Origin of the sequence: Barnesiella viscericola DSM 18177 (assembly GCF_000512915.1) — a bacterium.
Lineage (GTDB): Bacteria > Bacteroidota > Bacteroidia > Bacteroidales > Barnesiellaceae > Barnesiella > Barnesiella viscericola.
Window position 1 is genome coordinate 1,916,880 of the sequence record NZ_CP007034.1, and the last position, 22,929, is coordinate 1,939,808.

Here is a 22,929-nt window from a genome sequence, read left to right on the forward strand (position 1 = left end):
AATTCAAAACCTGTAACGTATGAAACGGTTTTCTTTTTTGACGATACTGATTGTCCCCTTCGTGCTGTCGGCTCAGGAGAGTGCCGACTCCCTGCGTCGGGAGGTTACCATAGAGAAAGATTTCACGCCCATTGTGCGCGATGCCTCGAAAATCAACACCCTCCCCGAGGTCGAGGCGCCCACCGTTACCCGGCAGTCGATCCAGTACAGCGACTGGACGGTGCCGGCTCCGCTCGAAGCCCGTGCCGTGCTGCTACCCCCGGGCGGGTTCGGCGACCCGGCGCGGGAGAATCTCAAACGGGGCTATTTCGATTTTGGTCTGGGCAATTACTGGAACATGGCGGGTAATGCCGGTTACCGCATCTTGCAGAGCGAGAAAGACCAGTTGGGCGTGTGGTGGCAACATCGCTCGACCTGCGGCACGGTCGACTATAACCAGCAGTTGCCCGGCTATGAAACCTCCCGCACGATGAGGCAGCTCGAAGAGCGGGTCGTAGCCGACTATCGCCACACCTTCGAGAAGCTCGACCTGGGCATACGGGGTGGCTATCGCTACAACTCGTTCAACTACTACGGCCTGCGATTCCCCGGTGTGCAGGGCATCGCCTCGCCCGGGCAGGAGATAAACCGCTTCTTCCTCAAAAGCCAGATAGCCTCCAACAATCCCGAGGCACAGTTACACTACCGGGCCTCGCTGGCCTACCATCGCTACGGCTACCGACGCGGCTATCTGCAAGGCGACAAGGGAGCGGCCGAGAATTGGGTGGAGGCCGACTTTGCCCTGACGGCTCCCATCGACAAAAGCAGCGACATTACGGTCGACGGCGCGTTCGACTACATCGGTTACAGTCAGTTACCCTCGGCTTCGGGCTACGGCATGCTGTCGTTGAATCCCCGGTACAGCTGGCGCAACGACCGGGTATCGCTCTCGGCCGGGGTCAGAGCCGACATCTCGTTCAACGACGGTACCATCTTCCGTTTTGCTCCCGACGTGCGATTCGACTGGACCATCGTTCCCAACCTGCAATTCTACACCTGGCTCACCGGGGGTAAGCAGCTGAATACCTGGCATCGGGTATCGGCCTATACGCTCTATTTCAACCCCTCGGCCGTAGCCGACAACAGCTATATCCCGCTCGATGTCCGGCTGGGGCTTCGGGTCAATGCCCTGCGCGGTTTCTCGATAGGCCTTTCGGGAGGCTACGAGATAGGCAAGCGGGTGCTCTTCCTGATTCCTGAGCAGACCGACGATGCCCAGCTGACCGGCGTTTCGCGCTTCTGGGGCATAGATGCCTACGCCTTCAAGGCCGGGCTCGACCTCGCATACCGGTATGGCTCCCTGTGGGAGGCATCGGCCCGGGTCGACTATTGTCGCTGGACGACGACCGGCGGCGGTCAGGTTGTATCGTACAACCGGCCGCAGTGGCAGGGCGAGATGAAGGTGCGTTACAATCCGTTGCAGAAGCTCTCGCTCGAAGCCGGCTACCAGTTTGCTGCCGTGCGCAAGTACGGAGCGTTGGGTACCCTCTCCGACATGCACCTCGTGCACGTGAAAGCCTCCTATGCCTTCACCCCGTGCTTCTCGCTTTACGGCCTCACCGACAATGTGTTGAACCGTAAATACGACATTGCCTACGGTATGCCGGCACAAGGCATCAACTTCCTGTTCGGGGTCGATTTCAAGTTCTGAGATTCGTCTCTGTCGGGCCTTCGTGGAACAGAGCCGTGGTTATACATTATTTAATAAAAAAGTAAAAAACGCTCTGTTTTACAATTCGATTTCCTATTTTTGCGCAAAATTTGAACGAAAGTTGGCGTATGGCAAAAAATTTGGTGATCGTAGAGTCTCCGGCAAAGGCTAAAACGATAGAGAAATTCCTGGGAAAGGATTACGAGGTACTCTCGAGCTACGGACATATCCGCGATTTGAAAAAGAAAGATTTCAGCATCGATATAGCTCATCATTACAAACCCATTTACGAAATTCCGGCCGACAAGAAAAAGTTGGTCGAGACCCTCAAAGAAGAGGCGGCCAAAGCCGATATGGTGTGGCTGGCTTCCGATGAGGACCGTGAGGGAGAGGCTATTGCCTGGCACCTGTTCGAGGTGTTGAAGTTGAAGCCCGAGAAGACGAAACGTATCGTTTTCCATGAGATTACAAAAGATGCTATCCTGCATGCCATCGCCAATCCCCGCGACATAGACATGCACCGGGTCGATGCCCAGCAGGCCCGTCGGGTGCTCGACCGCATTGTGGGTTTCGAGCTCTCGCCCGTGCTGTGGAAAAAGGTGAAACCGGCTCTCTCGGCCGGTCGCGTGCAGTCGGTGGCCGTGCGGCTGATTGTCGAGCGCGAGCGCGAAATTGCCGCCTTCAAGCCCGAGGCCGCCTATCGCGTGGTGGGTGAGTTCCACTTGCCCGGCGGCGAGGTGCTGAAAGCCGAGCTGAACCAGAGGTTGAAGACCGAGGCCGAGGCGATGGCTCTGTTGGAGGCTTGTAAGACGGCCCGATTCACGATTGGCGACGTCACGGTGAAACCGGCCAGGAAATCGCCGGCCGCTCCCTTCACCACCTCGACCTTGCAGCAGGAGGCCGCCCGTAAGTTGGGCTTCTCGGTGGCTCAGACCATGATGGTGGCCCAGCGACTCTACGAGGCCGGACACATCACCTACATGCGTACCGACTCGGTCAACCTCTCGTCGCTTGCCCTCAATACCACCAAAGACGAAATTATCAAGACGCTGGGTGAGCGGTACCTGCACACCCGCAACTATCATACCCACACCAAGGGGGCGCAAGAGGCTCACGAGGCCATTCGTCCCACCTACATCAGCCACCACGAAATCAATTCGTCGGCCCAGGAGAAACGCCTCTATGAACTGATCTGGAAACGCACGATTGCTTCGCAGATGAGCGATGCCGAGTTGGAAAAGACCACGGCCACCATCACCATATCGGGCCGTAAGGAGTATTTCGTAGCCGTAGGCGAGGTGCTGAAATTCGACGGTTTCCTGAAAGTCTACATGGAGTCGACCGACGACGACGGCGACACCGAAGGTAACGACAAGATGCTGCCCCCCTTGAAGCCGGGCGAGACCCTCTCGCTGTCGACGGCATTGGCCACCGAGCGCTTCTCGCAGGCTCCGGCCCGCTATACCGAGGCCAGTCTGGTGCGCAAGCTCGAAGAGTTGGGTATCGGTCGACCTTCGACCTACGCCCCCACCATCTCGACGATTCAGCAGCGCGAGTATGTCGAGAAGGGCGACCGCAAGGGTACCGAGCGCAAATACCACCTGCTCACGCTGAGCGATGGCAACATACGCGCCGTGGAGAAGACCGAGGTTACCGGTGCCGATAAAGGCAAACTGTTGCCCACCGACATCGGTGTGGTGGTGAACGATTTCCTCACCAAGTATTTTCCCGAGATTCTCAACTACAACTTCACCGCCAACGTCGAGCAGCAGTTCGACGAGATTGCCGAGGGCAAGGTGGAATGGAGCGACGAGATAGACCACTTCTACAAACTGTTCCACCCCGTGGTCGAGAGTGCCATGGCCCTGCGCCTGGAACACAAGGTGGGCGAACGCGTGTTGGGTACCGACCCGAAGAGCGGACGCCCCGTGTCGGTGAAGATAGGCCGTTTCGGGCCGCTGGTACAGATAGGTACCCCCGATGACGAAGAGAAACCCCTGTTTGCCTCGCTGCTCAAGGGTCAGTCGATGAGTACCATAACCCTTGACGAAGCCTTGAAACTCTTCGACCTGCCCCGTACGCTGGGCGATTTCGAGGACAAGACGGTAGTCGTAGGCATCGGTCGTTTCGGGCCCTACATCCGCCACGACGGCAAGTATGTGTCGCTGCCCAAGGAATACACCCCACAAGGCGTGACCCTCGACGAAGCGATAGCCCTTATCGAGCACAAGCGCGAGGAAGAGAAGCAACGCTTCATCAAGAAGTTTGACGAAGACCCCGATCTCGAGTTGCTCAACGGCCGTTTCGGGCCCTACATCGCCTACAAGAAAAAGAATTACAAACTGCCCAAAGGCACCGAGCCTGCCTCTCTCTCTTTCGCCGACTGCATGAAGATTATCGAAGAGGCCGACAAGGCTCCCGCCAAGAAGAAACCGGTGCGCAGGAAGACGACGAAATAACGCCCCTCCTCTCCTGCACAGAGATATTGTCAACGCCCCTTTCCCGTTACGGAAAGGGGCGTTGCGCTTACCGGGGAGAGCCGAGATGCAGGCAGGTGGCACTCGACACACCCGGCCGGTAGAGAGGCCGGGGTGCAATTATCGTCGTTGCAGGAGTTGGATTTTCGGGCAGGATTCGTATTTTTGGGGAGAAAGAGAAAAACGACAGACCTATGGCAAAGGAACTTTTCAACCGCTATGTGTGGCTTATCGACATGTTGCAGCGATATGGTCGGCTCACCCGGCGCGAAATCGACGAGCTGTGGATGCGCAGCGAGTATTCCGGGGGGCGGCCGATGGCACGGCGCACCTTCATGAATTACCGGCAGGCGATACAGGAGATGTTCGACGTCAACATCGAGTGCGACCCTTCGACCTACGAATACTACATCGAGGACCCCGAGGCGTTGCAGGGGAGCGGAGCCCGGGTGTGGGCGCTCAATACACTGGCGGTCAACAGTCTGCTCGACGAGAGTCAGGAGCTGCGCGAGCGCATCGTGTTGGAGAATATCCCTTCGGGGCAGCAGTTCCTGCGCATCGTGTTCGAGGCGATGAAAGAGAACCGGATAGTCTCCTTGTCCTACCGGTCGTTCCGCCGGTCGACGGGCACCCGCACGTGGGTAGCCCCCTATTTTGTTCGGCTCTTCCGGCAACGGTGGTACATGGTGGGGCTGAATGTCACCGAGCAGAGAATCAAGACCTACTCGCTCGACCGGGTCACCTCGCTCGAACTGAGCGACCGCACCTTTGTCTATCCCGAGGGTTTTGCCCCGGCCGACTATTTCCAGGACTGTTTCGGCATTACCCATGGCGAAGGAGCGGCCGAGGAGGTGGTGCTGCGGGTACCGGCCTTGCAGGCCAACTACCTGCGCACGCTGCCGTTGCACGAGAGTCAGGTGGAGAGCGAGCGGAGCGACAGCCACTCGATATTCCGCTACCGGGTGAAGATTACCCCCGATCTGGTACAGGAGATTTATGCGTTGGGATTCTGGCAGGCCGAGGTGCTGGCCCCCCGGTCGTTGCGCGAGGCGGTGGCGGCGCGGTTGGCCGAGAGTCTGTCGCATTACGGGCCGTCGGGTACCACCCCGGGAGGGTCGTCGGCTCAATCGCCGGTATAGACTGCCTTCATCGATCCCAGAGCCAGCTTGCCCTCCACTTTGAGCGGAATGCGTCGGGAGTCGGTACCGATCCAGGCCGAGATGTTGTCGCTGGTCTTCTTGCCCGCCGAGTTGTAGAAATGGAGCCGCACCTTGAAGGTATTGTACTCCTTTTTGTTCTGTTTGAGAATCTCTTGTCCCAGGTATTCGATGTGGAGGTATTCGAGGCTCTTCCCCGAAAAGATTTTGGTTTTATAAAGCTGGTTCATGTGCATTGCCCGGAAATCGAAGGCGCGAATGACGTAAAAGACACTGAGCATGTCGTACACGAAGCCGGGTTCGGTGAGGGTGTAATCCTCGACCACATTCCGCTTGGGCCGATAGAGTCGTATCTGGCCGGTAGTCGCCGTGCCGTTGTAAAGGTAGTGTACCTCGTCCTTGCGGTACGTATGGTCCTCGTCGGCCAGTTTGGCATAGTAGATGGGCGTGAGGGCTCGGTTGCGGTGCATGTCGGCCACGAGCGTGTCGCGCACCCGGAATATGTTGTCGGCAAAGGGGAGGGTGCGTGCGGTCAGTACCGAGTGGTAGCTGTTGGGGCGGACGGTCAGTTGCAGGGTGGCGGTAGCCGCCCGTTTCCAGAGGAATCCCAGTTGGTAGATAATGTCGTAGGAGAGCCGTTCGTTCTGTACACCCGGCAGATTTTGAGCCCGTAAAGTCGCTGCCGGGAGCAGACTCCCGATGAGTAGAGCGACGGCCAGCACCAGGTTGCGCAGGGTCGTTGCGGTAGAAATGAGAGACAGGTGACGCATAGGATCAACTGTTTTTAGCGAAGTCAGAATCTTCGGACTTTCTGTTTGGGTTTGTTTTTCTTGATCTTGTCGGGTTTTTGCTTATCGACCGGCGTTTCATAGATGTCCCAATCCTGCTCAACGTCCCAGTTGGCTTTCAGTTCCAGGGCCTGAGGATAGTACGACACCTCTTCGGGTTGACGTTTCTCGGCATAGTTGCCGGTATCGTATTGGCCGTTCTCGTTGCGGTCGATGTAGAGACGGGCATAGTAGGTGCCCGGGTTGAGATACATGAACTCCGCCCCGCCGTCGACGACCGGGGCCGACCGGATAGGTTTGTCGTTCGAGTCGAGAATTTCGACGACAGCCGGGCCGGTAGGCCCGGTAATGGCCAGATAGAGGTTGGAGTACTCTTCGAGCGCCTTGACCGTGAACTCCTGGGTATAGTCGTCGGTAAAGAGCCCGTAGATATTGGTAAAGGCGATGGAGTCCATCGTCACGCGGTAGGTCTCGCCCGGAGCCCATTTGTAGGAGAGCTTGTAGTTGCGCAAGGCCAGGGTGTCTTGCTGGAAGTTGAACAGCGAGTCGGCTATCGGAATCCATAGCGTGTCGCGCTTCTGTTCAAGGTGAATCTTGGAGCGGTCGTAGCTTTGGATCGGTTCGGCAAAGGTGTATTCGAGCGATTTGTAAACGTCGAGTTTACCGCTCGCCTTGGGTGTCATTTGCAGGAACTTGATTTCGGGAGCCTCGATGGAGTCGGTCTCTTTCTTCTTCTCCTTCTTGGGCGTCGATTTGTTGACACGTTTCCTCATGATAAATTTGAGGGTGTCGTTGTAGGGCGACAGTTGGCGCAGGGAGTCGGTGCGCAGGTATTCGGCGGCAAAGAGCAGCGTGTCCATGTTGTAGATAAGCGAGTCCTTGATCCAGTAGTGCAGGGTATCGTTGTGGACCGACCGTTCGAGAATCGCCCAGTCGTCGCCCTCGAAGTTGAGCGGTTTCAGCCGGGGCAGCGAATCGGCCGGAGCCTTGAAATAGAGGCTGATTTTGCGGCGGTCGGTGCGCTCCTCCTTGTCGAGGTATTGCGACTGGAATCCCTCGTTGAACGAGGTGAGCAGAATGTCGTTGGGATAGAAGTGCGTGTGGTTGTACTCGATGATGGTGTCGATGGTGACGCTGTCTTTCCACAGGGTGTCGACATGCAGTTTGACATCGGCCGTGGGCACCACGATGGAGTCGAAGAAGGCAATCTCCTCCGAGGGGTTGTCAAACCGGTAGTCGCGGTTAAGGTCTTTGAGTGCAAAGAGGCGGTATTTTCCGGGTGCGACGTTGCGAATGGTGAAGTGTCCCCGTTCGTCGGAGCTGGCAATGCGCTCCAAAGGCAACTTTTGGAAAGCCGAGTCGTCAAGGTTGCTGTGCAGTCCCACCATCATGCCGGTTATCGGTTCCAGGTCACTGGCATTGAGCAGGATACCCGACACCTGCAACGTGTCGATTTTGGGCCCTGTCGAGAAGGCATAGGCAAAGTTATACAACGGGTTTTTCTCGTTGTTGTCGACAATGGCGTTGGAAAAGTCGATGGTGTAGGTGGTATTGGGCAGTAACGAATCTTTGAGCAGTATGCTCACCTTGCGGCCCGTGGCCCGAATCTCGGGCATATCCTTTTGCGGAGGCGATACGACCACCTTCTCGCCGGGGCTCTCGACCTGAATGATTTCGTCGAATTCGATTTCGACCCGTTGTTTCGACACGTTCAGCTCACCGGGAGCCGGGGTACTCTTGACAAACTTGGGGGGAGTTACATCGTAGGGTCCACCGCCGGGCCTCGACATATTGGCGCAGGAGTATATCGACAGCGCCAGAATCAAGGCAGCCGCGAGCCGGTAGGCTATGGTGTTGGAATGGGGTTGTTTCGAGTTCATGATTCCATAATTTCGGGTATAAAGATAGTGCAAACGGCGGTAGAAACCAACAGGTATCGTTCTGCCCGCGTGGCCGCTACGGTCGGGAGCGAAAGAACGGGGCGGTTGCTCGCCCGCGTTACGGCCCGGCCCTTGGCAGGCGCCGTGAACAACTCATGCACCGTTATGCAAAGATACAACAAAAAAATGCGAGAACTTTCGCTTATTTCCTTTAATGCCCTAAAATACCGCTAATAATAAATAAATCGAATAATTTTGGGCATCTGTGAAAAAATAATATATCTTTGCACCTTGATAAAAATACGAAAATCAATTAAAACAAAAAAATAAAGTACTAATCACATGCAAAACAAAGGATTTATTAGAGTCATTGCGGTTTTGCTTACACTTATCTGCTTGTTTTACATTTCGTTTTCGGTTGTAACAGCTATTTACAACAATAAAGCGAAAGAGTATGCAGCCGGCGATGAGGCGAAGTATAAACATTATATCGACTCTATCTCTACGGAAAAGGTGTCTTGGTGGTATTATACGTATCAGCAATGCCGTGAAATGGAAATAGGTTTGGGCCTCGACTTGAAAGGCGGTATGAATGTAATGCTGCAAATTTCGGTGGCCGATGTGCTCAAATCGTTGTCGAATAACAACCCCGACCCCAATTTCAATGCGGCTATTGCTGCCGCACAGGCTGCACAAGCCGGGAACAACGATTTTATCGCTTCGTTCTACGACGAATACAGAAAAATCGATCCCAATGTGCGATTGTCGGCTATTTTCAGTACTTTCCAATTAAAAGATAAGATAACGCCCCGTTCGACCAACGAAGAGGTAATTGCCGTTTTGCGCAACGAATTGAACAGCGCGGTAGACAACTCGTATAATGTATTGCGCACGCGTATCGACCGCTTCGGCGTGGTTGCTCCCAATATCCAAAAGTTGGAGAAAGACGGTCTTATCTCGATAGAATTGCCGGGTATCAAAGAGCCCGAACGTGTGAGAAAATTGTTGCAAGGTAGCGCAAACCTCGAGTTTTGGGAAACTTATAAGCTCGACCAGCTCATTGCCAAACTCGATGCTGTAAACAACGCTCTGGCTGCTGCCAATGCCAGCCAGGCTACCGACTCGGTAGCTGCCGAGACTCCCGTTACCGAACCTGCACCGGCTGCAACCGACACGACGGCTACTGCCGCTGCCGCTACGGGCGACAGCACCGCTCAGTCGCTGAAAGCCAAACTGCAGAAAGAGGAGTCGGATGCCGAAATGATGGCTCGTTTCCGCAAACAGAATCCGTTGCTTTCGCTGATGAACTATACACAAGCCTACGGCGGTTCGCCGGTAATCGGTATTGTGAACAAAAACGATACGGCTGCCGTAAACAGCATGTTGTCGAGCAAGATTGCCCGCGACATCCTGCCCAGCGACCTTATCCTGCGCTGGACGGTGAAACCCATCGACGAGAAACAGACCATGTACCAGCTCATCGCCTTGAAGGCCGGCAAGGGTGGCAAAGCCCCGCTGGGTGGCGATGTGATTACCGACGCTCGTGACGATTTCGACAAACTGCAAGGTTCTGTCGTGAGCATGACCATGAATGCCGAGGGTGCCAAGACGTGGGAGAAACTGACCCGCGACAACATCGGTAACGCCATTGCCATCGTGCTCGATAACCAGGTATATTCGTTCCCCAATGTGAACCAAGCCATCACGGGCGGTAGCTCGCAGATTACCGGCGGATTCTCTCCCGAAGAGGCCAAAGACTTGGCCAATGTGCTCAAATCGGGTAAGATGGCAGCTTCTGTAACGATTGTACAAGAAGACATCATCGGTCCTTCGCTGGGCCAGGAGGCTATTCAAAACGGATTGATTTCGTTCTTGGTCGCTTTGGTGCTGCTGATGGCCTATTTGATTATCATGTACGGCTGGACGCCGGGCCTTATTGCCAGCTTCGGTGTGATATGCAACCTTTTCTTCACTGTGGGTATTCTTGCCTCGCTGCAAGCCGTGCTCACCCTTTCGGGTATTGCCGGTATCGTGTTGTCTTTGGCTATGGCGGTCGATGCCAACGTGCTGATTTTCGAGCGTACCAAAGAAGAATTGCGTGCGGGTAAGAATATGAAATCGGCGGTTGCCGATGGTTACAAGAATGCATTCTCGGCAATCTTCGACTCGAACTTGACCTCTATCATCACGGGTGTGATTCTGCTGATTTATGGAACGGGTCCCATCTTGGGCTTTGCCACAACCTTGATTATCGGTATCGCTACTTCGTTCTTTACGGCTATCTTTATCACCCGTCTCATTTTCGAGGCTGGTCTGAACCGCGGGAAATTCAATAATATGACTTTCACTACGGCTATTTCGCGTAATTTCCTCACCGATACCCACATCAATTTCGTAGGGTTGCGCAAGATAGGTTATATCTGCATTCTGGCCGTAATAGCCGTGTTTGTCGTTTCGTTCTTCACTCGTGGAATGAATCAAGGTATCGATTTCTCGGGAGGCCGTAACTACGTGGTTCGATTTGAACAACCGGTAAGCCCGCTCGAAATCGAAAATATGCTTGAACCTTCGTTCGAAGGGCATTCGTTGTCGGTAATCACCATCACGAGCAGCAATCAAGTGCGTATCTCGACCAATTACCGTATTGCCGATAACGGCGAGGAGGTTGACCGTGAAATCGAAACAAAACTCTACGAGGGTATGAAGAGCCTGCTGGGCGATACTACCTACGAAGAGTTTTCCGAGAATATGATTCAGAGCCGCCAGAAGGTAGGCCCGACTATTGCCGACGATATTAAGGTGGGAGCCTATTGGGCAGTCTTTTTCTCGTTGATTGCGATGGCTCTGTATATCTTGCTCCGATTCCGCAACATCGCGTTCAGTGCGGGTACGCTGGTTTCGGTAGCCTTTACCACTTTCTCGGTAGTGGGCTTGTACTCGCTGCTTTATGGAGTTTTGCCCTTCTCGATGGAAATCGATCAGAACTTTGTCGCTGCGGTATTGACGGTTATCGGTTACTCGGTGAACGATACGGTGGTAATCTTCGACCGTATTCGCGAGGAAAAAACGCTCTATCCCAAGCGCGATTTGGTAACGTCGATTAATAGCGCCTTGAACAGTACGTTGCCTCGTACAATCAATACGGGACAAAGTACGATTATCGTGTTGCTGTGTATCCTCTTGTTGGGTGCTGAGTCGGTTCGTAGCTTTGCATTTGCCATGCTGTTCGGTGTAATCATCGGTACGTTCTCGACCTTGTTCGTGGCTACGCCCATCGCTTATGAAATACAGCGTCGTGGTTTGGCCAAGAAAGCTGCCAAGGAGGCTGCCGCTGCCAAATAAGAGAGGCGTTTCAGATAACAAAAAAAGGAATCCGAATTTTCGGATTCCTTTTTTTGTCTCCCTGCCGGGCAGGGCGTTCTTCGTGGAGGGAGCCTTGGCTTGGTCGTCACGACAAAAAGGGCTGAACCGATATACCGGTTCAGCCCTTTTTGTACCCCCGCCGAGAATCGAACTCGGATTTAAAGTTTAGGAAACTTCCGTTCTATCCATTGAACTACAAGGGCGTTCAGCCGACAAAAGTAGTACAAATATTTGTATTCGTCAACCCCTGGCGCGAGATTAGTCGAAGAGGGCTTTCAATATTTCGGGCGAGCGCAGTTCGCCAATGCCGGGCTGGTGCAGGCGGTAGTAGGTGAGTATGCGGTCGAGCACGGCGTTGCGTTCGCCCCGGTTGAAGTGGAAGTAGCGCAGGTTGTTGAAATCCATGCGGGTGAGCTGGGCGAAGATTTCGGCTTCGCGCGGAGCGAGCACATAGGCATGCAGCGGGCGGGTCGAGGTAAATATCCCGTTGAGCATGTCGAAGCAGTAGCCCGGGCGGTAACTCTCCATGTTGGGACTGAACCCCAGGAAACTGCACAGTTGTAGCAGGAAGCAGAGGTGAAAGTTGGCCTTCCCCTCGTCGATGAGGTTGAGTACCTGAATGGCCTGTGCCACAAAGGCGAAGAGCTGCGGATTGGGTTCGGGCTCTTTGAGTGTCTGTCCCAGCATCTCGGCCAGAAACAGCGTTTCGGCATTTTTCACCGGGTCGGTATAGATGTTTTGCAGGGGGAGCACGGTGCGGGCCTCGACAATCTTCTGAATCTCGCGGGTGTTGCGGTAGTCGATGTCTAGTTCGAGAATCGAGAAGGGCATGAAGAGCGGACGGTACATGCGAGCCTTCCTACCGTTTCCCTGAGGGAACAGAAAAGAGGTGCGCCCATACTCGCGGGTGTAGAGGTGTGCCACGGCCACCTTGTCGTTATAGGGAATGAGGTGTAAGACGATACCTAATGTTTTTTGCAGCATCGAATCGTAAAGTTTTCCTGCAAAAATAGCTTTTTTCAGGTAAAGTAGATAACCCCAAACCTCAGGTTTTTCCCACAGTTTTTGTAGCAAAATGATAAAAGAGCCTCACAGCAAAGGGGTCTCTGGAATAAGGGCTTATATTTGTAACGGAAACGTAAAGAAATGGTATGGAACGGTTGGAAGTTTTTGATTGCTCGAATGTGCTTATTGCGAGTTATTTTACCGATGACCGCGGTTGTGCCCATGAAAACCGAGATCACACGCTCATCTATCTGCGCTCGGGGGAGTTGGAGATCGAGGAACGGGGACGACGTACCGTGCTGCGTGCCGGCGATTGCGCCTTTATGCGTCGTGATAACCGCATGTGGCTGCAAAAGCGCATCGTAGGTGACGAGCCTTATCACTCGATTACTTTGAGATTCTCAAAGGCTTTTCTCAGGGAGTTTTATCAGCAGCGGTTAGACCCCAAGGAGATTCCCGCCGAGAGTCGCCAGGAGAAGACAAGTCTGTGGTTGTTGCCACGCGATCGGGCCGATGTGCGCTCGCTGTTCGAGTCGGTTATCCCCTATTTTGAAGCGGAGGAGAAACCCTCGGAGGAGATTCTGAAACTGAAAATGATCGAGGGTGTGTATGTACTGCTGCACACCGACAGCAGTCTGTATGCCACGCTGTTCGATTTTGTCGAGCCGTGGAAAATCGATATCCTCGATTATCTGAACGAAAACTACATGTTTGACCTTTCGTTGAGCGAGATTGCCAGCTACACGGGGCGCAGCCTGGCTACCTTCAAGCGCGATTTTGCCAAGGTGAGCGATCTCACTCCACAAAAGTGGATTATCCGTCGGCGGCTGGCCGCCGCCCACGACCTGATTCAGGGCGGGAACCATCGCATTACCGACGTCTGCTACGAGGTGGGCTTCAAGAATCTGGCCCACTTTTCCAGAGCCTATAAAGAGGTTTACGGAGTCCCACCATCGGCAAAGTGAGCTTCTCAGTCAAATAGATTGAGCCTTGCAACAAACCCGCTGCAAGGCTCGATTTTTATCTTTGCATAACACCAAATCAAAGTTATTATGGAAACGATGCAAGGAAAAGTAGTGTTGGTTACCGGGGCGGCTGCCGGTATCGGGCTGGCTTGTGCCGAGGCGTTTGCCTGTGCGGGAGCTGTTGTAGTCATGGCCGATATTCACGAGCCTGTTGACCAGGCTGCCCGGTTGGTTCAGGCTGGTTATGCGGCTGTGCCCTATTGCTGTGATGTTTCAGATACTCGTGCAGTAGAGGCGATGGTCGAGTGGATTGTGGCTACCTATGGCCGACTCGATGCGGCACATAACAATGCCGGGATACAGACTCCGCAACGGCCCATGGCCGAGATTACCGACGAGGAGTTTGACCGCACGGTGGCCGTCGATTTGAAAGGCGTGTGGAACTGCATGCGTTATGAAATACGCCAGATGCTCAAACAAGGAGGTGGTGCGATTGTCAACACCTCGTCGCAAGGTGGTGTTACGGGATTTCCCGGGCAGGCGGCCTATATTGCCTGCAAACATGCGGTGATAGGTCTCACCCGCACGGCGGCCATCGACTATGCCGCCCGGGGAATACGCATCAATGCCGTGTGTCCCGGTGTCATCAGAACCCCCATGGCCGACGAGCTGTTGCGCCGGAATCCTGCTTTGGAACAAGAACTGGTGCGCGACATTCCGGCCGGCCGCATGGGGCGCCCCGAGGAGATAGCCCATGCCGTGCTGTGGCTCTGTTCCAGTGAAGCCAGTTTTGTCGACGGGCATGCGTTGCTGGTCGACGGTGCATTTTCGATTCATTAAGAGAGAGGTTGTGATGAAAAATGAGAATCGGAATCAATCGTTGAGCCGCCGTCGCTTTTTCAAGCAGGCGGCTGTGGCAGGGGCAGCACTGGCGCTACCCTCGGGATTGAATCGCGTGTGGGGAGGTAATACTCCGGCAGCAAGCAAGTCGACCGGCAACCAGACTCCGGCAGCCCGGGGTGTCGTCATAACGGCCCGACGGGTGTTAGGTAGCGGGGCGGCCGCCATGGAGGTTTCGGCCCTTGGATTCGGGGTGATGGGTATGACCTACAACCGCAGCCAACACCCCGGGAAGCGCGAGTGTATTGCCCTGTTGCACGAGGCGGTCGAGCGCGGGGTTACCCTCTTCGATACCGCAATTATTTACGGGCCGTGGAGCAACGAGCGATTGGCCGGTGAGGCTCTTTCGGCATTCGGCGACCACATTTGTGTCACGACCAAGTTTGGTCACGAAGTCGTCGACGGTAGGGCAACCGGCCGGCAAGACAGCCGGCCGGCTACGATTCGCCGCTATTGCGAAGAGTCGTTGCGACGGTTGCGTATCGACGCAATACCCCTCTTCTATCAACATCGATTTGACCCGCAAGTACCTGTCGAAGAGGTGGCGGGGACACTCGGCGATTTGATCCGTGAGGGCAAGGTACTTCGGTGGGGTTTGTGCGAGGTTGGTGCCGAGACCATTCGCAAGGCACATGCCGTGCAGCCGCTCACCGCTGTGCAGAGCGAATATCACCTCATGCACCGGGCTGTCGAGGAGAACGGAGTGTTGGATACTTGCGGCGAACTGGGTATCGGGTTTGTGCCTTACAGCCCCATGAACCGGGGATTCCTGGGAGGTTGCATCAACGAGTATACCGTTTTCGATGAGCATAATGACAATAGACCAACGCTCCCCCGTTTTCAGCCCGAAGCAATTCGGGCCAATCTGCGCATTGTCAATGTGTTGCAGGAATTCGGCCGCACCCGCGGCATGACCTCGGCGCAGGTGGCGCTGGGGTGGCTGTTGCACCAGGTGCCGTGGATAGTCCCGATACCGGGCACGACGAAGCTGTCGCACCTCGAAGAGAACATGCGTACGTTGGATTTTTCACTCCCGGCAGCCGACTGGCAGGCTCTCGAAGCAGCCGTGGCGGCAATCCCTGTGGTGGGTGACCACTACAATGCCGAGCAGCAAAGGCAAGTCGGTTTTTGAGGTCGCTGGCAGCAGCCTACCTGCTTAACGGCTCCTCGTTTTGTAGTTACCTCTTGTCCTGGGCATGACCGGTCGGGGATATGTTCCCGGGGCAGAGGTTACTCGAAATAAGGCTCAGAAAGGGGTAAATGAAAGATTTTTAGGGAAAAATTTTGCCAATTCAAAAAACCGCTCTATATTTGCACTCGCATTTGGAAAGGGCGCCTTACTTTATATATCTAAGGCGCATTTTTATCAAGGGCCCATTCGTCTATCGGCTAGGACGCAAGATTTTCATTCTTGAAAGAGGAGTTCGATTCTCCTATGGGCTACGAATTAAAAATAAAATAATTAGGAGACTATTGAGATGGCAAATCATAAATCGTCGGAAAAAAGAATCAGACAAACACAAGTGAGAAATTTGCGTAACCGTTACTACGCAAAAACTGCTCGTAACGCCGTTCGTAAATTGCGCGCTACTACTGTGAAAGAAGAGGCCGCCGCTTTGTATGTAAAAGTGAGCTCGATGTTGGACAAGCTGGCTAAGAAAAATGTGATCCACAAAAACAAAGCTGCCAACTTGAAATCGAAACTGGCTCTTCACGTCAACAAACTGTAATTTCGTAGAGATTGAAATATCGGCAGGGGTGGTGAAAAACGCTCCGCAGGTCACAGGTACGGCCCATTCGTCTATCGGCTAGGACGCAAGATTTTCATTCTTGAAAGAGGAGTTCGATTCTCCTATGGGCTACTCGAAGGTGCGACAGGAATAACTGTCGCACCTTTTTTGTATGCTGATATTTGATCGTAATGGAAAAAAGGGGACGAAATATTTTTTTTAATTATGTCGGGAATAAATTTGGCTGTTAATGACTTTTGACTATTTTTGCAAAAGTGAAACAATATTTATTGTTGCACTTGTGAATTAACACCATTGATGGTGGGGACAGATTGAATTCGTAACATTATAACTAATCAAAAACAAGCAGAGCCATAACTGTGTAAAAGGGGACAAGACACTCGCGAAGTCGAAAGAGTGGGGCTTAATTATTTTAAATTTGTCATATGGAAAAATTAACGACAAATCGTGGCTTTTGGTTGACTATCTTGTTGACCATTGTTACGTTGGGATTTTATCAATGGTATTTAATTCATGCTTTTGCAAAGGAGACCAACCTCGTTTGCAAGGACGATGGAAAGAAAACCTCGGGTTTGGTGGTGTATATCCTTCTGACCGTCATTACCTTGGGTATTTATGGCATTGTGTGGTGGTGCATGTGGATAAACCGTTGCAACGGGTATCTGTCTCGGAATGGTAAACCCGAGGGGTTGCAGGTTTCGACCTATCTGCTCACCCTGTTCCTGTTGGGCTGGCTCACGCTGGGAATTATGTATCTGGTTGTTTTCTGCAAGCAACTCTATTTGCAGAATGCCGTGAATCAGACCTATAATGAATTGAATAATTTGTAATTACATCATATCTTTACGAGAAGCACGGGGGGAGATACCATACTCTTTCCCCGTGCTTTGTGTTTGTAGGTCAAGAGTCCTTGAATCGGTTGAAATCTCAGATAGAAGTCTCTTGGGTAGTGGGTTGGGCGTATGGCGATTGCCTGTTGTTCCCGCGTGCCGAAATCAGGGTTTGCGGAGTGTGATTTCTTGGCTCGATATTTCGCTGTTCCAACTTTTTTGTGTATTTTTGTTTGTTCGTGGAGAGACGGCCTTTTGGGTCGCTCTCTGAGCATTTCCCCGCAGAAAACCGGGGCTGCAATCCGGTTGGAGGGAAGGCAACCCATACAAACAAAAAGATTTGGATAATATGTCAGAAGGAACAGAAAACAAAACTTATTCAGCCGATAGTATTCAGGTACTCGAAGGGCTCGAAGCCGTTCGTAAACGTCCCGCCATGTACATTGGCGACATTGGCGTCAAAGGTTTGCATCACCTGGTATATGAGGTAGTCGACAACTCAATCGACGAGGCCATGGCCGGTTATGCCTCTCACATCGAGGTATATATCAACGAAGACAACTCGATAAAGGTTGTCGACAACGGTCGGGGTATCCCGGTCGACATGCACGAGAAGGAGCACAAGTCGGCTCTCGAAGTGGTACTTACGGTGCTGCACGCCGGTGGTAAATTTGATAAAGGCTCTTACAAAGTGTCGGGCGGTCTGCACGGTGTAGGTGTGTCGTGTGTGAATGCCCTGTCGACCTATCTGCGTGCCGAGATTCGCCGCGACGGCAAGGTGTACATGCAGGAGTTTGCCTATGGAAAACCGCTGCACGGCGTCGAAGTAATAGGCGAAACCAATGAGACGGGTACGACCATCATCTTCCACCCTGATCCCTCTATCTTCACGACGACCGTTTACGACTACGATATTCTGGCCCATCGGTTGCGCGACCTGGCCTTCCTGAATGCCGGCATCACGCTTACGCTTACCGACCTTCGGGTGAAGAACGAGAACGGCGAGCCCCGCAAAGACGTCTTCTTCTCGAAAGACGGTCTGATGGAGTTTGTTCGCTACATTGACTCCAACAAGGAGCACCTGATCGACGACGTGATACACATCTCGACCGAGCGTCAGGGAGTACCCGTCGAGGTCGCCATGACCTACAACACGACCTACAACGAGAATGTCTATTCCTATGTAAACAATATCAACACCATCGAGGGCGGTACGCACCTCACCGGTTTCCGTCGTGGTTTGACCCGCACGTTGAAAAAATATGCCGAGGACTCCAAGATGCTCGACAAGGTGAAGGTCGAAATCAGCAGCGACGACTTCCGCGAAGGCCTCACCGCCGTTATCTCGGTGAAGGTGATGGAGCCCCAGTTCGAGGGGCAGACCAAGACCAAGCTGGGTAACAGCGAGGTAATCGGTGCCGTCGATACCGCCGTGAGCGAAGCGTTGGCCAACTACCTCGAAGAGCACCCCGCTCAGGCCAAAGCCATTGTCGAGAAGGTGATTATCGCCGCTACGGCCCGCCATGCCGCCCGCAAGGCTCGGGAGCTGGTACAACGCAAGTCGCCCCTCTCGGGAGGCGGACTTCCCGGCAAGTTGGCCGACTGTTCGTCGCGCAACCCCGAGGAGTGCGAAATCTTCCTTGTCGAGGGTGATTCGGCCGGTGGTTCGGCCAAGCAGGGTCGCGACCGTATGTTCCAGGCCATTCTGCCGTTGCGCGGTAAGATTCTGAATGTCGAGAAGGCCATGGACCACAAGGTCTTCGAGAGCCAGGAAATCAGTAACATGTTCAAGGCTTTGGGTGTCACCATCGGTACGGCCGAAGATTCCAAGGAGGCCAATATCGAGAAGTTGCGCTACCACAAGATCATCATCATGACCGATGCCGATGTCGACGGTGCCCACATCGCCACCCTGTTGCTCACCTTCTTCTTCCGCCGCATGCGTCCGCTGCTCGAGCAGGGCTACGTCTATCTGGCCACGCCGCCGCTCTACAAGTGCAAGAGCAAGCGGGGCAAAGCCGAAGAGTATTGCTGGACCGACCAGCAGAAAGACCAGTTCTGCGTGAAATACTGCGACGGCAACGAGCAGTTGATGGAGACCCAGCGGTACAAAGGTTTGGGTGAGATGAACCCCCATCAGTTGTGGGAGACCACGATGGACCCCGAGAACCGTATTCTCAAACAGGTGACCATCGACAATGCGGCCGAGGCCGACCGCATCTTCTCGATGCTCATGGGCGAGGACGTAGGTCCGCGTCGCGAGTTCATCGAGGCCAATGCCACCTATGCCAATATCGATGCTTGATACAGCATGAAAATATCCCAGTCAGCCCGGTCTCCTATCGGGCTGACGTTGTTTAAATAACGTGAGTTCGATATAAATTAAAACATCGTGAGTTGTCCGTCTTTGACAAAACGTACGTCAATGGCGGGCTTCTTTTCAAAGAAGCAGTATGCAGCTATGGCAGAGAGCGAGTTGGCAATAAAGTTATTGAAGGAACGGTGTCTGGAGTGTTCAATCTGGGCGATGTTCTTTAACTCGTCATTGACTGTTTCAATCAAAGCACGTTTTCTCAGCAGGATTTTGTCCGCTATGCTCATCAGGGAGTTCTTCATGTTGTTCTTCACTTTGGTTATCAACTGTATGCCGTTAAGAAATAGGTTCTCGAACAAGGTTTGCCCGATATACCCCTTGTCCGCACACAGTTTGCCCTTGATGTTCTTCAGGAACTTTGTCTGTTTCAGCGGTTCACGGTCATCCACATTTCCCGGAGTAAACATGAAATTGAGAATTTCACCCTTATCGTTGATGATCAGGTGAAGCTTAAACCCGAAGAACCATCCCATGGAGCATTTTCCACGTTCGGCGAGACCCTTAAAAGTCTTGTGAATCAATATGCGTTGGTTTCGGCATACACGCAGCGGTGTGGAATCCACAAAGCTGATACCGGTACAAGTACCCAACAGGACTTCCTTGATGAAAATGGTCAGCTGCAGCAGGACTTCCTTTTCCAGTTCTACAAAACGGTTATAGGACACACGTCTGGGAAAGAGATGCGTCAGATGTTTGCATACATATTCTTTGTAGTAATGCTTGAAACATCTGAAGCCTCCCGAGTGGAACAGGACTAGGATGACCATGATTTCCGCATCACTCATCCGGTTCGGCTTATTCCGATGCTTATGATTCTTGTCTTCAACCATATATTTTTCCTGTGTTTTGGCAAATTCCTTGCAAAAATCATCCGCCATACAAAAAATCTCCGTAACTTTAGCCTCTGAGAACATAGTGGTAGTCGCTTAAATGTTATAATTGAGCACTATAAATTTAATGCTTTTATCGCTATGTTCCTAATTTTCAAACTGATAATTTCAATCTTTATATCGAACTCACGTTAAATAGCGTGTAAAACCCGGCCGGGGGTATGCCCCGCCTTAAACCCAGAAGAAACGCGATGGAACGGAAAGCGTTGAACAGTCTCGGCTACATGGAGTTGGTGGCCTTTTTCATTTTCGTGCTGTTTTTGGTCGGCGTCTATTTCGACCTGACCTGGCTGCAAACGGCCATGGCTGTCTGTTTCGTGGGGCCCGTGGCCGGAATCCTGCGCTATCCCGCCCGCTGCAAGTCGACCGGCGAACCGTTTGTCAAGGCCCGTTTCGCCTGGTCGGTTATCACTCTCTTCCTCTATCTGGGTATGGCCTTCGGGGTGCTGTCGCTCTTCTGACAGGCAGGGCCCGGGGGTAGCCGTACGAGGACCGTGGGCCGAGACGGGAGCCGGGGTTGTGACATAAGTCGCATTTTCCCTCCCATAAGGCGCGTGTCACCCGAATGAAATCGAATTTTATTTGTTTCTGCGCACACTTTCATTATCTTTGTAGGAGATAGGAGGCGTCTCAGCATAAAAATCAAGCGAGCTTGTTTTTCTGCATTCGACTTTCGCTATCTTTGTATATGGCAAAGATTAAACCCCTATAACATGAAACAGACGAAGAAGAAAGATTCCAAGCGAATCAAAAAGGAAGATATGCTGGCCAAGATGGTCGAGTTCTTCAATCAGGACAGAAAGCGGGCGTTTAATTACAAACAGGTCGCGCATGGGGTGGGGGCAACGACTACGCCCCAGAAACAGATGGTGTTCCAGTTGCTCGAAGGCATGGCCGAACAGGATTTCCTGATCGAGGTCTCGCCGGGCAAATACAAGGCCAACAGTCGGGGTACCGAGGTGATAGGTCGCTTTGAACGCCGTTCCAACGGTAAGAATCATGTGATTACCGACGACGAGCAGTCGATATTCATCGCCGAGCGCAATTCGATGCACGCCATGGACGGCGACAAGGTGCGTGCGCTGGTCTATGCCAAGCGCAAGGGGCACGATGCCGAGGGCGAGGTGGTCGAGATTATCGAGAAGAATCCCCAGACCTTTGTGGGCACCCTCGAAGTGCAGAAACATTTTGCCTTCCTGCTCACCGACAACAAGGTGTTGGCCAACGACATATTCATTCCCAAGAATGCCCTCAAAGGGGGCAAGACGGGCGACAAGGCGGTGGTGCGCATCACCGAGTGGCCCGACCGTGCCCGTAACCCCTATGGCGAGGTCGTCGACATCTTGGGCCCGGCCGGCGAGAACAATACCGAGATTCACGCCATCTTGGCCGAGTTCGGGTTGCCCTACCGCTATCCCGAGGCTGTGGAGAAGGCGGCCGACAAGATACCCGATACCATTACCCCCGCCGAGATTGCCGCCCGCGAGGATTTCCGGTCGGTAACCACCTTTACCATCGACCCGAAAGATGCCAAGGACTTTGACGACGCCCTCTCGATTCGTCGTCTCGACAACGGTCATTGGGAGGTAGGTGTGCACATTGCCGACGTGAGCTACTATGTGAAGCCCGGCAGCATCATCGACAAGGAGGCCGAGAACCGCGGCACGTCGGTCTATCTGGTAGACCGGGTGGTACCCATGTTGCCCGAGCGGTTGTGCAACGACGTCTGCTCGCTGCGTCCCGATGAAGACAAACTCACCTTCTCGTGCATCTTCGAGTTGAACGACAATGCCGAGGTGAAGAAGTCGCACATTGCCCGCACCGTAATCCGTTCGAATCGCCGCTTTGCCTACGAAGAGGCACAAGCCGTCATCGAGACCGGCGAGGGCGATTTCAAGGACGAGATACTCGCCTTGAACGACCTGGCACAGAAGCTGCGCAAACGTCGGTTTGAACATGGGTCAATCAACTTCGACCGCCACGAGGTGAAGTTCGACATCGACGAAAACGGCAAGCCCATCGGCGTTTACTTCAAGGTATCGAAAGAGGCCAACAAACTCATCGAGGAGTTCATGCTGCTGGCCAACCGCACGGTGGCCGAGTTTGTGGGCAAACCCGCAAACGGGCGCAAACCCAAGGCCTTCGTCTACCGGGTACACGATACCCCCGACCCCGACAAGATGTCGCTGTTTGCCGCTTTCATAACCCGCTTCGGTTACAAAATCAAGACCGAGGGCAGCAAGAGCGATCTGTCGAAAGGCATCAACAACCTGTTGGCCAAGGTGCAGGGACGTCCCGAGGAGAATCTGGTCGAGACCGTTGCCATACGCGCCATGGCCAAGGCCGTCTATACGACCGTCAACATCGGCCACTATGGTCTGGCCTTTGACTACTATACCCACTTTACCTCGCCCATACGCCGGTACCCCGACTTGATGGTACACCGGTTGCTCGAACGCTATATGGCCGGAGGGCGCAGCGTCAATGTGCACACGTTGGAGGACGAGTGCGAACACGCCTCGGACATGGAGCAACTGGCTGCCAACGCCGAGCGCGCCTCGATCAAGTACAAGCAGGTCGAGTATATGAGCGAACGGCTGGGACAGGAGTACGACGGAGTCATCTCGGGCATTACCGAGTGGGGCCTCTATGTCGAAATTAACGAGAACAAGTGCGAGGGGCTGGTACCCATTCGCGACCTCGAAGACGACTACTACGAGTTCGACGAGAAGAACTACTGCCTGATGGGGCGCCGCAAGCATCGCATCTACCGGCTGGGTGACCCGATTCGCATCAAGGTGGCCCGGGCCAATCTCGAGCGCAAGCAGCTCGACTTTGCCCTGGTCGAGGAGTAGTCCC

General features: G+C 53.5%; 16 protein-coding genes and 3 tRNA genes. 14 read left to right on the forward strand and 5 right to left on the reverse strand.

What is annotated here, in order from left to right:
* Window positions 1-19: 19 nt before the first annotated feature.
* The 3 genes from BARVI_RS07730 (at window position 20) to BARVI_RS07740 (ending at window position 5,306) form a co-directional block, all read left to right on the forward strand.
* Entirely contained in the window at window positions 20-1,690 is a 1,671-nt protein-coding gene (locus BARVI_RS07730; RefSeq protein WP_025278685.1) for a TonB-dependent receptor, read from the forward strand.
* A gap of 128 nt (window positions 1,691-1,818) precedes the next feature.
* Window positions 1,819-4,149, forward strand: coding sequence for a type I DNA topoisomerase (gene topA, locus BARVI_RS07735; RefSeq protein ID WP_025278686.1), 2,331 nt, complete (start codon window positions 1,819-1,821; stop codon window positions 4,147-4,149).
* Between the two features lie 212 nt (window positions 4,150-4,361).
* Window positions 4,362-5,306, forward strand: coding sequence for a helix-turn-helix transcriptional regulator (locus BARVI_RS07740; RefSeq protein WP_025278687.1), 945 nt, complete (start codon window positions 4,362-4,364; stop codon window positions 5,304-5,306).
* Here the strand turns inward: BARVI_RS07740 and BARVI_RS07745 are convergent.
* Entirely contained in the window at window positions 5,291-6,094 is an 804-nt protein-coding gene (locus BARVI_RS07745) for a DUF3108 domain-containing protein (RefSeq protein ID WP_025278688.1), read from the reverse strand. The genes BARVI_RS07740 and BARVI_RS07745 overlap by 16 nt on opposite strands.
* Window positions 6,095-6,117: 23 nt before the next feature.
* On the reverse strand, window positions 6,118-7,992 hold the full coding sequence (locus tag BARVI_RS07750; RefSeq protein WP_025278689.1) for an Ig-like domain-containing domain: 1,875 nt from the start codon (window positions 7,990-7,992) through the stop codon (window positions 6,118-6,120).
* Between the two features lie 342 nt (window positions 7,993-8,334).
* On the opposite strand from BARVI_RS07750, the gene secDF reads away from it, so the two are divergent.
* Complete coding sequence (gene secDF, locus BARVI_RS07755) at window positions 8,335-11,334, forward strand: protein translocase subunit SecDF (RefSeq protein WP_025278690.1); 3,000 nt, start codon at window positions 8,335-8,337, stop codon at window positions 11,332-11,334.
* Between the two features lie 152 nt (window positions 11,335-11,486).
* On the opposite strand, the gene BARVI_RS07760 is transcribed toward secDF, so the two are convergent.
* Both BARVI_RS07760 and recO read right to left on the reverse strand, forming a co-directional pair.
* A tRNA-Arg gene (locus BARVI_RS07760) sits at window positions 11,487-11,558 on the reverse strand.
* 55 nt (window positions 11,559-11,613) lie between these two features.
* Entirely contained in the window at window positions 11,614-12,339 is a 726-nt protein-coding gene (recO, locus tag BARVI_RS07765) for a DNA repair protein RecO (protein ID WP_025278691.1), read from the reverse strand.
* Window positions 12,340-12,506: 167 nt separating this feature from the next.
* Here recO and BARVI_RS07770 point away from each other — a divergent pair, with 167 nt between their 5' ends.
* The 8 genes from BARVI_RS07770 to gyrB all read left to right on the forward strand — a co-directional run bounded on the left by BARVI_RS07770 (window position 12,507) and on the right by gyrB (window position 19,111).
* The gene (locus tag BARVI_RS07770; protein ID WP_025278692.1) at window positions 12,507-13,325 is read left to right on the forward strand and encodes an AraC family transcriptional regulator; all 819 of its coding nucleotides are present in this window, start codon (window positions 12,507-12,509) and stop codon (window positions 13,323-13,325) included.
* 87 nt (window positions 13,326-13,412) lie between these two features.
* Window positions 13,413-14,165: an SDR family NAD(P)-dependent oxidoreductase gene (locus tag BARVI_RS07775; protein ID WP_025278693.1), complete on the forward strand. Its 753-nt coding sequence runs from the start codon at window positions 13,413-13,415 to the stop codon at window positions 14,163-14,165.
* A gap of 13 nt (window positions 14,166-14,178) precedes the next feature.
* Window positions 14,179-15,357, forward strand: a complete 1,179-nt coding sequence (locus BARVI_RS07780; protein ID WP_025278694.1) for an aldo/keto reductase — start codon at window positions 14,179-14,181, stop codon at window positions 15,355-15,357.
* Between the two features lie 239 nt (window positions 15,358-15,596).
* Window positions 15,597-15,668, forward strand: a tRNA-Glu gene (locus BARVI_RS07785).
* A 35-nt stretch (window positions 15,669-15,703) separates the two neighbouring features.
* The gene (gene rpsT / locus BARVI_RS07790) at window positions 15,704-15,955 is read left to right on the forward strand and encodes a 30S ribosomal protein S20 (protein ID WP_008862907.1); all 252 of its coding nucleotides are present in this window, start codon (window positions 15,704-15,706) and stop codon (window positions 15,953-15,955) included.
* 60 nt (window positions 15,956-16,015) lie between these two features.
* A tRNA-Glu gene (locus BARVI_RS07795) sits at window positions 16,016-16,087 on the forward strand.
* Between the two features lie 314 nt (window positions 16,088-16,401).
* Window positions 16,402-16,806, forward strand: a complete 405-nt coding sequence (locus tag BARVI_RS12975) for a DUF4234 domain-containing protein (protein ID WP_084547021.1) — start codon at window positions 16,402-16,404, stop codon at window positions 16,804-16,806.
* Window positions 16,807-17,155: 349 nt separating this feature from the next.
* Window positions 17,156-19,111 (forward strand): DNA topoisomerase (ATP-hydrolyzing) subunit B, encoded by a 1,956-nt coding sequence (gene gyrB / locus BARVI_RS07805; RefSeq protein WP_025278696.1) that lies wholly within the window; start codon window positions 17,156-17,158, stop codon window positions 19,109-19,111.
* Between the two features lie 77 nt (window positions 19,112-19,188).
* Here gyrB and BARVI_RS07810 read toward each other — a convergent pair whose 3' ends face one another.
* On the reverse strand, window positions 19,189-20,094 hold the full coding sequence (locus BARVI_RS07810; RefSeq protein WP_025277710.1) for an IS982 family transposase: 906 nt from the start codon (window positions 20,092-20,094) through the stop codon (window positions 19,189-19,191).
* 167 nt (window positions 20,095-20,261) lie between these two features.
* Between BARVI_RS07810 and BARVI_RS07815 the strand changes: the two genes are divergently transcribed.
* Both BARVI_RS07815 and rnr read left to right on the forward strand, forming a co-directional pair.
* A complete protein-coding gene (locus BARVI_RS07815; RefSeq protein WP_025278697.1) occupies window positions 20,262-20,531 on the forward strand; it encodes a hypothetical protein in 270 nt (89 codons plus the stop codon).
* 252 nt (window positions 20,532-20,783) lie between these two features.
* Window positions 20,784-22,925: a ribonuclease R gene (rnr, locus tag BARVI_RS07820; RefSeq protein WP_025278698.1), complete on the forward strand. Its 2,142-nt coding sequence runs from the start codon at window positions 20,784-20,786 to the stop codon at window positions 22,923-22,925.
* Window positions 22,926-22,929: the final 4 nt, after the last annotated feature.

Coding starts and splice junctions, on each gene's coding strand:
- BARVI_RS07750 (WP_025278689.1), bottom strand. CDS start 7,992: ATGAACTCGAAACAACCCCATTCCAACACCATAGCCTACCGGCTCGCG.
- BARVI_RS07770 (WP_025278692.1), top strand. CDS start 12,507: ATGGAACGGTTGGAAGTTTTTGATTGCTCGAATGTGCTTATTGCGAGT.
- BARVI_RS07780 (WP_025278694.1), top strand. CDS start 14,179: ATGAAAAATGAGAATCGGAATCAATCGTTGAGCCGCCGTCGCTTTTTC.
- BARVI_RS07815 (WP_025278697.1), top strand. CDS start 20,262: ATGGAACGGAAAGCGTTGAACAGTCTCGGCTACATGGAGTTGGTGGCC.
- BARVI_RS07730 (WP_025278685.1), top strand. CDS start 20: ATGAAACGGTTTTCTTTTTTGACGATACTGATTGTCCCCTTCGTGCTG.
- BARVI_RS07810 (WP_025277710.1), bottom strand. CDS start 20,094: ATGTTCTCAGAGGCTAAAGTTACGGAGATTTTTTGTATGGCGGATGAT.
- secDF (WP_025278690.1), top strand. CDS start 8,335: ATGCAAAACAAAGGATTTATTAGAGTCATTGCGGTTTTGCTTACACTT.
- BARVI_RS07745 (WP_025278688.1), bottom strand. CDS start 6,094: ATGCGTCACCTGTCTCTCATTTCTACCGCAACGACCCTGCGCAACCTG.
- topA (WP_025278686.1), top strand. CDS start 1,819: ATGGCAAAAAATTTGGTGATCGTAGAGTCTCCGGCAAAGGCTAAAACG.
- rnr (WP_025278698.1), top strand. CDS start 20,784: ATGAAACAGACGAAGAAGAAAGATTCCAAGCGAATCAAAAAGGAAGAT.
- rpsT (WP_008862907.1), top strand. CDS start 15,704: ATGGCAAATCATAAATCGTCGGAAAAAAGAATCAGACAAACACAAGTG.
- BARVI_RS07775 (WP_025278693.1), top strand. CDS start 13,413: ATGGAAACGATGCAAGGAAAAGTAGTGTTGGTTACCGGGGCGGCTGCC.
- BARVI_RS07740 (WP_025278687.1), top strand. CDS start 4,362: ATGGCAAAGGAACTTTTCAACCGCTATGTGTGGCTTATCGACATGTTG.
- recO (WP_025278691.1), bottom strand. CDS start 12,339: ATGCTGCAAAAAACATTAGGTATCGTCTTACACCTCATTCCCTATAAC.
- gyrB (WP_025278696.1), top strand. CDS start 17,156: ATGTCAGAAGGAACAGAAAACAAAACTTATTCAGCCGATAGTATTCAG.
- BARVI_RS12975 (WP_084547021.1), top strand. CDS start 16,402: ATGGAAAAATTAACGACAAATCGTGGCTTTTGGTTGACTATCTTGTTG.